The following is a 15,881-nucleotide window of genomic DNA, read 5'->3' as shown; positions in this document are numbered from 1 at the left end:
AAGCCTCAGGGAGCGTCGATGTCGTTGTCGTTCAGGGAGCTGTCCACGTCGACCACGTCCTGGTCGTCGTAGTCGACGAAGTCGTCGTCGGTGAAGTTGTCCGAGAAGTTGTCGTCGAAGGAGTCCTCGATGACGACGTTGTCGGAGATCTCGGTGTTGCCCACCTCGTTGTCCGCGATAACGACGTTGTCCGAGACCTCGGTGTTGCCCACCTCGTTGTCGGAGATGGTGGTGTTGCCCTGGTTGGAGTTGTCCACGTCGACATCGACCTCTTCGACGTCAATGCCGTCGTTGTCCTGGTTGAAGGAGTCGTCGACGTCGACCTCCTCGATGTCCACGCCGTCGTTGTCCTCGTTGAACGAGTCGTCCACGTCCACGTCCACGTCGACCGACTCGTCGTTGAAGGAGTCGTCGATGTCGACGTCGAGGTTGGTGGAGTTGTCCGAGTTGTCGTTGAACGAGTCGTTGATGACGTTCGTCGAGTGGTCGGAGTTGTCCGTGGAGTGATCGTCGTTGAACGAGTCGTTGATGTCGACGTCGGTGTTGCCGATCTCCACGTTGGAGTCGTGCGCCAGCACGTTGGTGGAGTTGTCCGTGGAGTCGTCCACCGAGACGTCGTCGCCGGCGGCGATCGCACCGGCGCCCGAGGCGACGATGGCGTCGTTGTCGAACCACTGGTTCACGTCGCCCTTGGCCCAGATGTTCTGGTTGACCGACTGGTCGGTGATGGTGTCCCGGTCGTCGACCGTGGAGGTGTAGGAGTAGTTGTTCACCACGTGCGTGATCTGCTGCACCGCGTGGCTGTGGTCGTCGTCGCCGCGGCCACCGCGGTCGTGGTCGCGACCGTGGTCGTCGTCGCGGTCGTCGTCGCCCCGGCCACCGTGGCCGTGGTCGTCGTCGCGACCGCCGTGGTCACGGCCACCACCGGAACCATGGTCGTCGTCGCGGCCGTCGCGACCATCACGGCCGTCGCGGCCGCCGCTCTGCCCAGCCCACGAGCTGTTGCCGCCGGTGTCGTAGTTGCGGTCGAAGGAGGAGTCGACCCGGACCGGCGCGTAGTCGAGCACGACTGGGAGCACCGCGTCGACGTCGTCGCTGCTGACGTCGTCCAGGCCTGCCTTGTGCAGCTCGCCCTCCGGGTCGTCCTTGAACTTCTCCGCCGCTTCGGGATCCCTGAGCAAGCCCAGAATGAAATCGAGCAGCGAGGTGGCGATGTTGGTCATGAAGTGTCCTCATCCTTGGGAACGGTCTTGCGGACGGCGGCCCGTCCGGTGACTGTGAACGTATGTCCGGCGCGAAAGCGGTCACATCGGGGAGTGGCCCCCTGCCTGGGAGTACCTGGAGGGGGATCACCGATTCGGGGACTAGGGGTTCGCTCCCGGGGCGCCCGTAGGGGCTGGTGGAGACGCCGGCCGGCCCTCGCGACTGCTGCGACGGCCGGCCGGCGGGTCGGTCGGAGCGTCAGAGCTCCAGCTCGTTGTCGTTGGCCGTGTTGTCGACGTCCACGAAGTCCTGGTCGTCGATGTCGAGGACGTCGTCGTCGGTGAAGTTGTTCGAGAAGTTGTCGTCGAAGGAGTCCTCGATGACGACGTTGTCTGTGATCTCGGTGTTGCCCACCTCGTTGTCCGCGATGACGACGTTGTCCGAGATCTCGGTGTTGCCGACCTCGTTGTCGGAGATCGTGACGTTGTCCTGGTTGGAGTTGTCCACGTCGACGTCGACCTCTTCGACGTCGATGCCGTCGTTGTCCTGGTTGAAGGAGTCGTCGACGTCGACCTCCTCGATGTCCACGCCGTCGTTGTCCTGGTTGAAGGAGTCGTCCACGTCCACGTCCACGTCGACCGACTCGTCGTTGAAGGAGTCGTCGATGTCGACGTCGAGGTTGGTGGAGTTGTCCGAGTTGTCGTTGAACGAGTCGTTGATGACGTTCGTCGAGTGGTCGGAGTTGTCCGTGGAGTGGTCGTCGTTGAACGAGTCGTTGATGTCGACGTCGGTGTTGCCGATCTCCACGTTGGAGTCGTGCGCCAGCACGTTGATGGAGTTGTTCGTGGAGTTGTCCACGTCCACGTCACCGCCGGCCGCGATCGAGTCGTCACCGGAGGCGATCATGGCGTCGTTGTCGAACCACTGGTTCACGTCGCCCTTTGCCCAGATGTTCTGGTTGACCGACTGGTCGGTGATGGTGTCCCGGTCGTCGACCGTGGAGGTGTAGGAGTAGTTGTTCACCACGTGAGAGATCTGCTGCACGGCGTGGCTGTGGTCGTCGTCGTCCCGACCATGACCGTGGTCGCGACCGTGACCGTGGTCGTCGTCGCGGTCGTGTTTGTCGTCGTCCTTGTGTCCGTGCCCGTCACGACCATCCCGGCCGTCCCGGCCGTCGCGCCCATCCCTACCGTCACGGCCGTCGCGGCCGTCCCGGGCCTCGCGTCCGAAGGAGGAGCCAACCTTCACCGCGTGGTCCATCACGACGGGCATGACCGCGTCCACGTCGGCGCTGCAGACGTCGGCGAGGCCAGCGGAGTCGAGTGCGGCCTCGGGGTCGGCGCGGAACTCGGCCGCGGCCTGGGGGTCTCGCATGAGGTTCATCAGGAACTCGAGCAGCTGGCTGGCGATGGTGGTTGCCATGGGGTTTCTCCTCGTCGTTGAGTACGTAGGGTCGAGCGGCGGCCCGCTCGACCTGCCGTGAACGTATGACCGGGCTGGTCAGCGCCACATCGGGAGTTGATCCCCTCAGCATTACCGACGTTGCGGGGTGGGCAACCAAACCCCCTACGGACGCCGGTCCACTACCCAGGGGTGAGGCATCAGGGGTGAGGGGGGTGGGTGATCGTCCGATGCGGGCCGGGAGGCTCCACGTCCTGAGCGGCGACGGTCACGCGCGAGGCCGCCAGAGGAAGGGACAGAGGTCGCCAGAGCAGCGGTCAACGGGCGGAAGCACGCCGATTCGAGGCCACCACGGCCTCGGGTGAGAACGCCGTCAGGACGTCCAGCTCTCCTCGCCGAGCGCGATACGCATGCGGGCGAGGAGCTCGGACCGGGAGGAGGCACCGAGTCGGCGCCGGATCCGGGCAACGTGGTGCTCCACCGTGCGGGGCGAGATGTAGATCGCGTCGCCGATCTCGCGATAGGTCCTGCCGGCCAGCACCTGGGCGGCGATCTCCCGCTCGCGCGGGCTCAGCCCGCTGTCGTCCAAGAGGGTGCCGGACCGGTTGCTGCCAGGCGGTGCCGTGGGTGCCTGCTCGGGCGCGAGTGCGGCGGCAGGGTGCAGGTCGCGCGCGCGGGCAAGGAGGCGGGCCATGTCCTTGCGCTCGGGTGCCCGGGCGGCGGCATGCCCGGCCAGGCGGGAGCCGTCCCACGTCAGGCCGACGGATGCCAAGCCACGCGCGGCGATCTCCACTGCCTCGACATCCACGTCGCCGGCCAGCACGCTGACCCAGACTCGGCCCGCCGCGGCGAGGACCGCGGCGAAGTGGCTCTGCCCGGATGCCCGCACGAGCGCTGCGGCGTGTGGCCCGAGCTGTCCGGGGCGCTCGGCGAGGATGGCCGCATGGACCTCGGCCCAGTGCAGCGGCACGGTCCACAAGGGCGGGTCACCGAGCCTGCCGAGCAGCGCCCACGCCTCGGCGACGTGCCCCTCGATGCGCGCGGAGTCCCGCAGCCGCGCGGCGGCGACAAGCAGCTCGCCCAGCGGCAGCAGCGTGAAGAGGTCTACCGGGAAGTGGAGGATCGACTCACGGGCGCGACCCCACGCCTGGACGAGGCCAGGGGGGTCGTCCGTACGCCGGGCCAGCCCTACCTCGAGCGCCCGAAGGAACAGCTCGTCGCGCGGGGAGAGGACCTCGCCGGCGGAGCGGGCCTCGGTGATCGCGGCGCGGGCGTGGTCGGGACGGTCGCGCAGCATCGCGGTCCAGGCCCGCATGAGCAACAGCCGCGGGCGGCAGCCGGCTCCGCCCTGGTTTCCGGCAAGCGCGTCCTCGGTGACCGACTCCGCAACCGCCAGCTCGCCCAGGTGCAGGGCCACCAGCGCGGCCAACGCGGCCGGGTTCATCGGCATCGGCAGCGTAGAACCGCTCGCCGTCATCATGTCCGAGGCGCGGACCAGGGAGCCCATGGCGTTCGTGGACGCGCTGTCGAGCGTCTCGCGCAGGCCTTCGCACACCAACGTGGGCACCGCGGCCAGCAGGGTGGGTGACGTCGGGGGGCCGGCTGCCGCCAGCATGTCGTCCATGCCGGCGCGGTCGCCACAGCCGACCAGCGCGATCGCGGCGAGCGGGGCAGAAGCACCAATTCTATCGGGGCCCAGCCAGCGGTAGACGTCCGCGCTTCGCGACAGCATCCCGCGGCGCGACCAGACCTCCGCTGCGACGTCGACCGCCCGGCCCAGGTCGGGCGGTTCGGGCAGCGAGAGCAGCTCGTCGACCAGCCGCCCAGCGGGGTCGAGGTTGCCCGAGAGCGCGGCCGCCTGAGCGCGACGCGCTGCCAGGGCGGTGTGGTCTGCGCCTGCCGCGACGGCCTGCGAATAGACCTCGAAGGCCTTGGCGGGGTCTCGGGGCAGCAGCGTGTCGCCCTGAGCCACCAGCGCCTCGGCGACGCGCGGGTCCTCGATGCCGCTGCGAGCCAGCCGGGAGGCGACGCCGTTGAGCGGGCGCCCCGAGACGTCGATGGCTTCGAGGAGCGCACGTTGACGCGACCGGACCTGGTGGGTCGGCGTCGCCGCGACCATCGCATCTCCCACCAGCGGGATCAGCGACCCGCTCGGGGACATGAAGCCGGCAGCCCGGGCCTGCGCGAGGACCTCCTCCGTGCCGCTGGGGTCGGCGTCGAGCACCGGCGGCGGCGTCGCACCCGCCGGGTCGAAGCCGACGGCGAGGTCGAGCAGCAACGCGCGCAGGGGGTCGTCGAGATGCTCGAGCTGACGGCCGAGCTGGGCGAGCACCTCGGCCGGCTGCAGGGTGATGCCCTCGCGGGACCATGCCGCGACCACGCGCTGCACGAGCCACGGCATCCCTCCGGTGGCCTCGGTGAGGCTCTCCACGACGGCGGCCGGGAGCGCCTGTCCGCGCGGGTGAGCGACCAGCAGCGCGACGTCGTCACGGCTCAGTGGCCCGAGCGAGACCGGCGGATGCTGCAGGTCGAGAGTGGCGAGCAGCGCCCGCAGGGGCGGGGTCTGCGGCCACGGCCGGGACGCGACCACGAGGTGGCACTCCGACCCCTCCACGAGTCCGTGCAGCCGGTCAGTCACCGCCGGCGCGAGCTCGTGGGCGTCGTCGACCAGCACCGCCGTGTACTCGGAGGCGTCGGCGACCGGGTCGCGCCCGTCGCGGATCTCGAACCCGGCGGCCCTGTACACGGACATCAGGTCGGTGAGGAGGGAGGTTTTCCCGGTTCCGCCCGGTCCGGAGACGCCGACGAGCAGCCGTCGGTGGGCATCGACCGCGAGCTCCTCACGAAGCGCGGCGGCGGGCCCGCGTAGGCCGCGAAGGGGCGACATGACTCGTGCTCCTACCTCCATAGGTCAGCCGAGCACTGGATCGGCAGGGACGGTGATGGCGGCGCCGGTGGCTGGGGGCTCCTCCGCGGGCGGCGTGTCGGCAGGTGGTGGTGGGTCCTGGGGCGGTGTCGATTCCTCCGTTGCCGTTGCCGTTGCCGTTGCCGTTGCCGTCGGCTCCGGCTCGGGTGGGGGCTCCGTGGTCGGGTCCGGGCTCGGCGTGGTCGGGTCCGGGCTCGGCGTGGTCGGGTCCGGGCTCGGCGTCGTCGGGTCCGGGCTGGGCGTCGTCGGGTCCGGGCTGGGCGTGGTCGGGTCCGTGGTGGGCGTGCCAGCGCCATCGGGTGTCCCGGTGGGCGCTCCGCCCGTGCCGCTGCCGTCACCCGTCGCAGTACCGCCGGGCGTGTTTGTCCCTGGCGTGGTCTTGCCACCCGTCGAGGTCGTGCCCGGCACCCCGGTGGTGGGGCTGCCCGTAGCGGAGACCTTGGTCGACGCTTCGTCCGTCGGTGTCGGCTTTGGCTTGCCGGTCGGGTCGCCCGGTTTCGGCGCGACCGTGTTGAGCCTGGCCACCCCGGACCGGTCGGACGACGCGCCCTCGCCCGAGCCGCCGGCGCCGCCCCGACCGTCTTCGCCGGCGGCCACCGCCTCACCGCCGTCGGCCGCTGGCGTCCCGGCCTGCGCCTCACTCACCCTGAGCGAGGACTTGATGAGCTCCTGAACCTCGGGGGTCTGGCCCGCCACCGTGGTGAAGACGGTGATGCTCGCGACCAATCCGGCGATGGCCGCGATCTTGATGCCGCGGCGAGACCCGATGTGCTGGTGCGGCGCGTTGGCCACGAACGCGGTCGCAGCCGGGGCCAGTGCGGCGCCTGCGGGCGACGGCGGCTCCGTCACGGGCGCGACGCCGTCGCCGGCCTGCGCCCTCGCCGGCGCCACGGTTACGTCGTCGTCGCCCAGTAGCACTGCGGTGCCCTCGATGGCGCCCGGGTAGGCGGCGGCGAGGGAGGCGCCCAGGCAGATGCTCGCCTTGGGGTCGGCGTCGACGGCGATGGGCCGGCCAAGCTCGGCTGAGAGCAGCTGCGCGACCAGCGGCACACGCGAGGACCCGCCGATGAGCAGGACGGCGGTGAGGTCCTCCGGCTCGACCTGCGCCGTCCGGAGGGCCTGCTCGACGGAGGCCACGGTCTCGCGCACGGACGCGGCGATGAGCTCCTCGAACTCCGAGCGCACCAGGCGAACCTGGGTCTGCATCCCCGGCAGCAGCACGGGGACCACCGTCTCGGAGTCGGACGACAACGCCTCCTTGGCCTCGGTGCACTCCCGGCGCATCCGGGACAACGCGACGAGGACGCCGGGGTCGGTGCGGTCCAGTGAGGTGAAGCCCTCTCCGAGCCCGGCGGTGACGTGGCGGAACACCGCCTCGTCGAAGTCGGCGCCGCCGAGCCGCTCGATGCCCTCGGGTCGGCCCAGCACGTCGAAGGTGTCCGTCTCGGCCTTGCGAAGGATGGCGACGTCGAACGTCCCTCCACCGAGGTCGTACACGGCGATCGTGCTGCCGACCTCGACCCGCTCGAATGATGCGTAGTGAAGCGCGGCGGCCTCGGGCTCACTGATGAGCTCCACCTCGCCGAGGCCCACGCCGGCCAGCGCCTCGCGCACCAGCCCGGTCTTGTAGGCACCCCACCCCACCGGGTGCGCGACGGCGACCCTGTCCGGCGGAGCGCCCTCCTGCTCGTCGGCACGGTCGACCACCCAGCGCACCATGGTCGCGTAGATATCCTCCGGAGCGACCAGCAGGTCCCCGACGACGACCGGCACGGAGTCGCCGATCCGTCGTTTGGACTCCCGCACCACCCGGTCCGGGTCGGTGGTGCCGCGGCGCTCGGCGGCGTCCCCCACCAGGACCTGCCCGTCGTCGCCGAAGTACATCACCGAAGGCGTCGCCGTCGACCGTGCACCCAGGTGCAGCGGTTGAGGCGCCTGCGGGCGTCCGTCGACGATCCGGGTGATGGCGGCGGCGACGAAGCTCGTGCCGATGTCGACGCCAACCGAGTACGTCATTGAACCCCCAGATGGCAGTGGTCGTTGCCGAGTCGGCGGCGCGAGGCGCCCGCGCACCGGTGCTCACCGTACTGCGACGGCTGTAGGAGATCTAGGGAACTTGACCCGAAATAGTTGCTCCCGCGCCGGGAAAGGTGGTATAGCGCAATTCGCCCCCGCAAATACATGCAGGCCAGGCGCTGTGACAAACCTGTGACAAACCAGTTCGGTCACCTTTAAAGATCACCCGGCGGATACCGGGTTCGCTGCCACGACTGTCGGCTCCTCTAACCTGGGCGGCTGTGACCACGCTCCTGCTCGCCTCCGCATCCCCCGCCCGCCTGAGCACGCTGCGCGCGGCGGGCCTCGACCCGCTCGTCGCGGCCTCGAGCGTCGACGAGGCGAAGCTGCTCGCCACCGCTACCACGGAGGCCGACCGCGCCGGCTCGGCGCCGGTGCCCCCGGCGGACCAGGTGCTCCTGCTCGCCCGAGCCAAGGCCCACGACGTGCGCGAGCACCCCACACTCGCCCGCGAGGCCGATGTGGTGCTCGGCTGCGACTCCATGCTCGAGCTCGAGGGCGAGGTGCTGGGCAAGCCCACCGACGCGGCCGACGCCGTCGTGCGGTGGCAGCGCATGCGAGGCCGGACCGGCGTGCTGCACACCGGCCACTGCCTGCTCGACCGGGACGGCCGCGAGGCGTCCGCGACCTCGTCCACGGTGGTGCACTTCGCCGACCTCACCGACGCCGAGGTCGACGCCTACGTCGCCACCGGTGAGCCGCTCTGGGTGGCCGGCGCTTTCACGGTGGACGGCCTGGGCGGGCCGTTCGTCGCGGGGATCGAGGGCGATTACCACGGCGTGGTCGGCGTGAGCCTGCCGCTGCTGCGCGTGCTCCTGGCCGAGCTCGGGGTGGCGATCACCGACCTGTGGCGCCCGGCCGCGGACTGACGGCCGGGGCTGATCTGCCACGCCGCGTCAGAGCCGGGCGATCACCGCGTCGAGCATCGCCTCGGTGAGCCTGCCGGTGAAGGTGTTCTGCTGGCTGACGTGGTAGCTGCCCAGCAGGCGGATCGGGTGCCCGTCAGCGGCCACGAGCTCGGTCTGCGCGCCGTGCCCGAAGCGGGGCTTGGGGCGCGGCACGGTCCAGCCGAGGCGGCGGGCACTGGCGAGCGCCGCGTCCCAGCCGATGGCACCGAGCGCGAGCATCGACCGCAGTCCCGGAGCCGCGAGCTCGAGGTCCCGATCGAGCCAGTGCCCGCAGGTGCGCCGCTCCTCGGGGGTGGGCTTGTTGGCCGGCGGCGCGCAGCGTACGGCCGCGACGATCCGCGCACCGGCGAGCTTCAGCCCGTCGCCCGCCGCCCAGCTGTCCGGCTGGCTGGCGTACCCCGCCCGGTACAGGGCGGCGTAGATCCAGTCGCCGCTGCGGTCGCCGGTGAACATCCGGCCGGTGCGGTTGGTGCCGTTGGCCGCCGGCGCCAGGCCGACGACGAGGACCTGCGGTGCCGGGTCCCCCACCCCCGGCCCCGGGCGGCCCCAGTAGGGCTGGTCGGCGAAGGAGGCGCGCCGCCCGGTGGTGGCCACGGACTCACGCCAGGCGACAAGACGCGGGCACGCCCGGCAGACGGAGACCCGCGCGTCCAGCTCGCCGACGTCCGCGGCCGCCCGGGCCAGGTCCACGACGGCCGGCACGGTGGTGGCCACCGGCGTGCCGGCGTCGGCCGGGTCCTCGGGCCAGCCCGTGCCCGGCGGGACCGGGGAGGGGAAGAGCCGGCCCGTGACGGGATGTGGACGCAGGTCGGGGGCGGTGGACACGGTGGCCATCCTGCCGCCGTGGGTTTGCGCTCGCCGGTCCGACGCGGCGAGACCTGCGCTTTCCGACTGAGACCTGCCGTTCCACCGGCAGGTCTCGGCGCAAGTTGCAAGTCTCGGCGCGTGAAGCCCCCGGCCCGGGGGGAAGCGCCAGGCGCAGCCGGACGTCGGCGGGGCCTCGTTTGTGGGTGTGCTACGAAAGTCACACCGAGACACCCCGAACCGGTGCCTGACCCTTGTGGGTATCCGACAACCGGGCGGGGTGCTGGTTGGCAGGATGGACAATCTTGGCCGCGTCCGCACGTCGAAATAGGACCGGCGCACCACCCCCGGCTAACGTTGGCCGGTCGGCAGGACCGGGCCACGCGCCGGCTCACCTCCCGGCGGCACGCTGCCGGGACCGGCCGCCGCCGCCCCGCACGGCCGGCAACCGCACACCCCGTGACCGCGGGAGAGAACAGGAGCATGGCATGACGAGCACCTCGAGCCAGCTGAGCCCTCGCGGGCTCACGAAGGTGCTCATCGCCAACCGTGGCGAGATCGCCGTGCGGGTGGCCCGTGCCTGCGCCGATGCGGGTGTGGCCACCGTCGCCGTCTACGCGGACTCCGACCGCGACGCCCTTCACGTCAAGCTCAGCGACGAGGCCTTCGCCCTGCACGGCCAGCGTGCCGCCGAGACGTACCTGGACGCCGGCAAGATCCTCGACGTCGCCCGCCGCTCCGGCGCCGACGCCGTCCACCCGGGCTACGGCTTCCTCTCCGAGAACGCCGGGTTCGCTCAGGCCGTCCTCGACGCGGGGCTGATCTGGATCGGACCGCCACCCGCGGCGATCGAGGCGCTCGGGGACAAGGTCACCGCCCGGCACATCGCCCAGAAGGTCGGCGCCCCCCTGGTGCCCGGCACTCCCGACCCCGTCAGCGGCGCCGAGGAGGTCCTCGCCTTCGCCGACGCCCACGGCCTGCCCATCGCGATCAAGGCGGCCTTCGGCGGCGGGGGCCGTGGCCTGAAGGTGGCCCGCACCCGCGAAGAGATTCCCGAGCTGTACGAGTCCGCGGTCCGCGAGGCGGTCGCCGCGTTCGGGCGCGGCGAGTGCTTCGTCGAGCGTTTCCTCGACCGGCCCCGGCACGTCGAGACCCAGTGCCTGGCCGACGCCGCCGGCAACGTCGTCGTCGTCTCCACCCGTGACTGCTCGCTGCAGCGCCGCCACCAGAAGCTCGTCGAGGAGGCGCCCGCACCGTTCCTGACCCCCGCGCAGGAGCAGACCCTGGTGCACGCCTCGCAGGCCATCCTGCGGGAGGCCGGCTACGTCGGCGCCGGCACGTGCGAGTTCCTCGTGGGCCAGGACGGCACGATCTCCTTCCTCGAGGTCAACACCCGCCTGCAGGTGGAGCACCCGGTCACCGAGGAGGTCACCGGCATCGACCTGGTCCGCGAGCAGCTGCGCCTCGCCGCCGGGGAAGATCTCGGCTACACCGAGGTCGCCACCCGCGGGCACGCCATCGAGCTGCGCATCAACGGCGAGGACCCCGCCTCGGGCTTCATGCCCGCGCCGGGCACCATCAGCTCGCTGTCCTGGCCCTCGGGCCCGGGCGTCCGCGTGGACAGCGGCGTGGTCGCCGGCGACACCATCTCGGGCGCCTTCGACTCCATGCTCGCCAAGATCATCATCACCGGCGCCACCAGGACGCAGGCCATCGAGCGCGCCCGCCGCGCCCTGCGCGAGACCGAGATCGTCGGGCTGCCCACCGTGGTGCCCTTCCACCGCAGCGTCCTCACCGAGCCGGACTTCACCGCGGACGACGGCGCATCCTCCTTCGGGGTGCACACCACCTGGATCGAGACCGACTACGCGGAGCACCTGCGGTCGCTGCCCTCCACCCGGCCGGCCCCAGCCGTCGCGGCGCCGGCCGAGGAGCCCGCGGAGGCCACCGAGCGGGTGATCGTCGAGGTGGGCGGCAAGCGGCTGGAGGTCGTCATCCCCGCCGGGCTGGGCATCTCCACCGGACCCCGCGGTGCCGCGCGCCGGCCCGTGCGCCGTACCGTCGGCCGGTCCAGCGGCACCGGCGGGACCAACGGCGCCGCGCTGACCTCGCCCATGCAGGGCACCATCGTCAAGGTGGCCGTGGGCGACGGCGAGGTGGTGGCACAGGGCGACCTCGTCGTCGTCCTGGAGGCGATGAAGATGGAGCAGCCGCTGGTGGCGCACCGCGCCGGCCGGGTAAGCGGCATGGCCGCGGCGGTGGGACGCAACGTCGCCACCGGCGCGGTGATCTGCCAGATCGAGCCGGTGGAGCAGGCTGCGCCGGACGCCGGCTGACCGGGGCCGTGTGCGAGGCTGGACGGATGACCGCCTCCGCCTCCCGTCCGCCCGACGCACGGGTGCACCGCCAGCCCGGCGACGGCTGGGTGGAGTGCTCGTGCGGCCGCCGGCACTGGGGCCTCAACGGCGCCGCCGGTCTGCTGCTGTGGCGCACCGGCCCGGCCGGCCCGCAGCTGGTGCTGCAGCACCGCGCCCTGTGGTCCCACCACGGCGGCACCTGGGGCCTCCCCGGTGGGGCGCTGAGCGACGGCGAGACCCCGGTGGACGGCGCGGTCCGCGAGGCGCGGGAGGAGGCCGGGGTGGTCCCCGCCGGGCTCCAGGTCACCGCCGCCCGGGCACTGGTCCACCCGGACTGGGCGTACACGACCGTGCTGGCCCAGGCTACCGCCCCCTTCGAGCCGGCGGTCACCGACCCTGAGAGCCTCGAGGTCCGCTGGGTCGACCTGGCCTCCATCGAGGGCTTCGATCTGCTGCCTGCCTTCGGGGACGCCCTGCCCGAGCTGCGGACGATGCTGCGCCGACTGGTGCTCGTGGTGGACGCGGCTAACGTCGTGGGCTCGCGCCCGGACGGCTGGTGGGCCGACCGTGCCGGTGCCACCGTCCGTCTGCGCGACCACCTCGCGGCCCTCGCTCGCGACGGCCTCGATGCCGTGGCCGTCGACCTGCCCGGCCAGCGCTGGTACCCCGAGGTCGTCCTCGTGACCGAGGGGGCCGCCCGCGGCGTCGACCCCACGGACGGCGTGCGGGTGGTGACCGCTCATGGCAGCGGTGACGACGCCGTCGTCCAGACCGTGACCGCCGTGCTGGGCGCCACCGGCGACGGCGTGACGGACGTCGCGGTCGCCACGGCCGACCGGGAGCTGTCCGCCCGGGTGGCAGCACTCGGGGCGCGCACGCTGGGTCCGCTGCTCGTGCGGCACTGACCACATCTGCGGGACGCGCCACGGGCGGACCCGCTGCCGTGTCAGCGGTGGCCCGTACCCTGGGGCGCATGACCGAGCGCACGGCCTGGGCCTTCGGGCTGGCCACGATCACCGACACCGGTGACACCCTCGAGGCCTGGTACCCGGCGCCCACGCTGGGTGCCCCGCCGCAGGACGCCGCGGCGCCCGCCGAGCTGTCCGCGGCCACGTCCGTCGATGCTTCGCGCCTGGTCCGCACCGAGGTGGTCCGCACCGAGATCGACCTCGACGCAGCCCCCGCCTCGGTCGCCGACGCCTACCTGCGCCTGCACCTGCTCTCCCACACCCTGGTCCAGCCGAACAGCATCAACCTCGACGGGATCTTCGGTGTGCTGCCCACCGTGGTGTGGACCTCGGCCGGGCCGTGCGCCGTCGAGGGCTTCGAGGCCACCCGCGCGCGGCTGCGCGCCCGCGGCGTCCTCACCGTCTACGGGGTGGACAAGTTCCCCCGGATGGTGGACTACGTGGTCCCTGCCGGTGTGCGCATCGCCGACGGCGACCGGGTGCGGCTGGGCGCCCACCTGGCGCCGGGCACCACGGTCATGCACGAGGGGTTCGTCAACTTCAACGCCGGCACGCTCGGCCGCTCCATGGTGGAGGGGCGCATCTCCCAGGGCGTCGTCGTCGCCGACGGCGCCGACGTCGGCGGCGGGGCCTCGATCATGGGCACCCTCTCCGGCGGCGGCAAGCGGGTCATCTCCGTGGGGCCGCGCTCGCTGCTGGGCGCCAACGCCGGCCTGGGCATCTCGCTCGGTGCCGATTGCGTGGTCGAGGCGGGCCTGTACCTCACGGCCGGCACGAAGGTCTCCGTCATCATCGGCGGCGGTGCCCGCCCCCGGCACGGCCAGCTCGACGAGCCCGCCGTGGTCTCCGCCCGCGACCTCTCAGGTCGCGACAACCTCCTCTTCCGGCGCAACTCCCTCTCGGGTGCAGTCGAGGCGATCTCGCGGTCCGGCACCGGGGCGGAGCTCAACGCCGCCCTGCATGCTTAGGGCGCGGGGCCCGGCCGGCCGGGCCGGGCGTGGAGGTGGGCGCACCGGCCGTGAGCGGACCACCACCCGGCGCCGGGCGTCCTCTCGCGCGCTGGGCTGCACCGGCGGCGCCGTCCTCGCCCTCGGCGCGCTGGGAGTGGCGATCACCGGTGTCGTCCTCGCGCTGAACACCTTCGTGCACTCCCCCGCCTCCGGCACGTGCACCGTGGCGCTGGCCGACGGCGGCGTCCAGCGCCTCGACGCCGACCAGGCCGACAACGCCGCCCTCTTCGCCGCCAACGCCGCCCACCGCGACCTGCCCGCCCGCGCCGTGACGATCGCGATCGCCACGGCGCTGCAGGAGTCGAAGATGCGCAACATCGACTACGGCGACCGTGACTCCGTGGGCCTCTTCCAGCAGCGCCCCTCCCAGGGGTGGGGCACGGTCGAGCAGATCATGGACCCCGTCTACTCCACCAACGCCTTCTACGACGTGCTCGTCACCGTCCAGGGGTGGGAGAGCCAGGAGATCACCGACGCCGCGCAGCGGGTGCAGCGCTCGGGGTTCCCGCTGGCCTACGCCCAGCACGAGGACCGCGGGCGGGCGTTCGCCTCGGCGTTGTCGGGCTACTCCCCCGCCTCGCTGAGCTGCCACCTGGACCCGGTGGTGGAAGCGCCGGACGGCGTTGGGGCCCCTGGGTCTGCGGGCGACGGCGAGAGCACGCCGACCGCCGTCGTCGAGGGCACCGCGAGCGCCGGCCCCATCGCGGGTGCGACCCCACCCGCCCGGCTCGCCACGATCCAGCAGCGTCTGACCCGCGACTTCGTCGACATCTCCGCGACCGTCGTGCCCGCCGGTGTGCTGCAGGTGGACGCCACCTCCCTGCCCGCCGGCCTCGACCCGGCGCCCGCGCGGCGCGGCTGGGCGGTGGCCCAGTGGGCGGTGGCCACCGCAAGCCAGACCGGGGCCCGCGTGGTCGCCGTGGACGGGCAGGTGTGGGTGCGCGACGACGGCGACGACGCCGCCTGGCTGCCGCTCGCCGAGGCAGGGCTGCCGGCCGCGCTGCACGACGCCACGGCGTCGGCGGCGCCGGGGGCCGTGCTCATCGGCTGAACGCAGGCGCCAGAAACGGCCGCTCGCGCTCGTACCGGGTCGCCGGCAGCGGCCGCTCGCGCCGTCGGCTGCGACTCGCGGCTCGCGCGCGTGGTCGACCACCCGCGCGAGCCGCCAACACACGCGTGATGGCAGAGCCTGGACCGTCGGCTGTCCACACCCCGCCAGCAACCGGCTCGCCGAAGGCACCACCGTGATGCCATGAACACCAATGAGGGCCCTGAACTCATCCTGGTCCGGGATCTCACCGCGCTTGGCCGGGATCCACGCTCGACGCAGCGCGCCTCACGCAGCCGCGCACTCACCCGCGTGCGGCGGGGTGCCTATGCCGATGCGCGTGCCTGGGCGACCGCGACCAACTCCGAGCGTCATCGGCTGTTCGTCCTGTCGACAATGGCGGGCATGCGCACGCCACCGGTGCTCTCACACGAATCGGCCGCCGTCCTCCTCGGCATTCCGCTCATGGGGCCGCCCCCCGAGAAGGTCCACGTCGCCGGCGACAGCGCGAGCGGCGGGAGGTCGAGCGCCTGCATCCAGCGTCACGTCGTTCGTCCCATGCCGGCGATCACGCTCGTCGACGGCGTCGCGGTCACCAGCGCCGCGAGGACGGTGGTCGATCTTGCCCGATCGCGCCCCTTCACCGCCGGGCTCGTGGCGGCGGACTACGTCCTGAGGGTCGGGCTGGTGGCGCGCGCCCATCTCGATGAAGCCCTCGACGAGGTGGCCGGTCAACGCGGTGCCCGGCGAGCCCGCGCGGTCATCGACCGGGCAGACGCCCGCGCCGAGTCGGTCGGGGAATCGCTCAGCCGGGCCCAGATGCATCTCCTCGGCGTGCCGATCCCCGAGCTGCAGCATGTGTTCTATGACGCCGACGGGTTCATCGGCCGGACGGACTTTTGGTGGGTCGAGGAGCGAAAGGTCGGCGAGTTCGACGGACGGATCAAATACCAGCCGCCGGAGCGCAGCGGAGGTCTTCCACCGGAGAAGGTGGTGTGGCGCGAGAAGCGCCGCGAGGACCGGCTGCGGCGTCAGATCGAGGGCGTCGTCCGATGGGTGTGGACCGAGGCGCTCAACACATCGGGGTTCGGCCGCCTGCTTGCGGGCGCCGGCATCTACCCCGTTCGGCCGGGTGTGCGTCCATGATCCACTGGCGCGCCCGTTCGCGGCTCGGGCGCCC

The 15,881-nt window shown here is 72.3% G+C and carries 11 protein-coding genes; 6 read left to right on the top strand and 5 right to left on the bottom strand.

Features of this window, described 5'->3' with window-relative positions:
- Positions 1-5: 5 nt before the first annotated feature.
- The 4 genes from FE374_RS04750 to FE374_RS04735 form a co-directional block, all read right to left on the bottom strand.
- Positions 6-1,223 (bottom strand): IniB N-terminal domain-containing protein, encoded by a 1,218-nt coding sequence (locus FE374_RS04750; RefSeq protein ID WP_139927475.1) that lies wholly within the window; start codon positions 1,221-1,223, stop codon positions 6-8.
- A gap of 238 nt (positions 1,224-1,461) precedes the next feature.
- A complete protein-coding gene (locus FE374_RS04745) occupies positions 1,462-2,625 on the bottom strand; it encodes an IniB N-terminal domain-containing protein (protein WP_139927474.1) in 1,164 nt (387 codons plus the stop codon).
- A 352-nt stretch (positions 2,626-2,977) separates the two neighbouring features.
- Complete coding sequence (locus tag FE374_RS04740) at positions 2,978-5,491, bottom strand: helix-turn-helix transcriptional regulator (RefSeq protein WP_230978454.1); 2,514 nt, start codon at positions 5,489-5,491, stop codon at positions 2,978-2,980.
- Positions 5,492-5,515: 24 nt separating this feature from the next.
- The gene (locus FE374_RS04735) at positions 5,516-7,546 is read right to left on the bottom strand and encodes an Hsp70 family protein (RefSeq protein WP_139927473.1); all 2,031 of its coding nucleotides are present in this window, start codon (positions 7,544-7,546) and stop codon (positions 5,516-5,518) included.
- Positions 7,547-7,827: 281 nt separating this feature from the next.
- Between FE374_RS04735 and FE374_RS04730 the strand changes: the two genes are divergently transcribed.
- Positions 7,828-8,475 (top strand): Maf family protein, encoded by a 648-nt coding sequence (locus FE374_RS04730; protein WP_139927472.1) that lies wholly within the window; start codon positions 7,828-7,830, stop codon positions 8,473-8,475.
- Between the two features lie 27 nt (positions 8,476-8,502).
- On the opposite strand, the gene FE374_RS04725 is transcribed toward FE374_RS04730, so the two are convergent.
- On the bottom strand, positions 8,503-9,348 hold the full coding sequence (locus FE374_RS04725) for a uracil-DNA glycosylase (protein WP_139927471.1): 846 nt from the start codon (positions 9,346-9,348) through the stop codon (positions 8,503-8,505).
- Between the two features lie 458 nt (positions 9,349-9,806).
- Between FE374_RS04725 and FE374_RS04720 the strand changes: the two genes are divergently transcribed.
- The 5 genes from FE374_RS04720 to FE374_RS04700 all read left to right on the top strand — a co-directional run bounded on the left by FE374_RS04720 (position 9,807) and on the right by FE374_RS04700 (position 15,847).
- Entirely contained in the window at positions 9,807-11,654 is a 1,848-nt protein-coding gene (locus FE374_RS04720; RefSeq protein WP_139927470.1) for an acetyl/propionyl/methylcrotonyl-CoA carboxylase subunit alpha, read from the top strand.
- A 26-nt stretch (positions 11,655-11,680) separates the two neighbouring features.
- Positions 11,681-12,580, top strand: coding sequence for an NUDIX domain-containing protein (locus FE374_RS04715; RefSeq protein WP_139927469.1), 900 nt, complete (start codon positions 11,681-11,683; stop codon positions 12,578-12,580).
- Between the two features lie 68 nt (positions 12,581-12,648).
- The gene (gene dapD / locus FE374_RS04710; protein WP_139927468.1) at positions 12,649-13,611 is read left to right on the top strand and encodes a 2,3,4,5-tetrahydropyridine-2,6-dicarboxylate N-succinyltransferase; all 963 of its coding nucleotides are present in this window, start codon (positions 12,649-12,651) and stop codon (positions 13,609-13,611) included.
- On the top strand, positions 13,604-14,704 hold the full coding sequence (locus FE374_RS04705) for a hypothetical protein (RefSeq protein WP_230978453.1): 1,101 nt from the start codon (positions 13,604-13,606) through the stop codon (positions 14,702-14,704). Before dapD ends, FE374_RS04705 begins: the two co-directional genes overlap by 8 nt.
- Positions 14,705-14,905: 201 nt before the next feature.
- On the top strand, positions 14,906-15,847 hold the full coding sequence (locus tag FE374_RS04700) for a hypothetical protein (RefSeq protein ID WP_139927467.1): 942 nt from the start codon (positions 14,906-14,908) through the stop codon (positions 15,845-15,847).
- Positions 15,848-15,881 lie beyond the last annotated feature (34 nt).

It is taken from the genome of Georgenia yuyongxinii (genome assembly GCF_006352065.1).
GTDB lineage: Bacteria > Actinomycetota > Actinomycetes > Actinomycetales > Actinomycetaceae > Georgenia > Georgenia yuyongxinii.
Note: the sequence above shows the minus strand (reverse complement) of the source record. Positions and strands in the feature narration are given on the sequence as shown.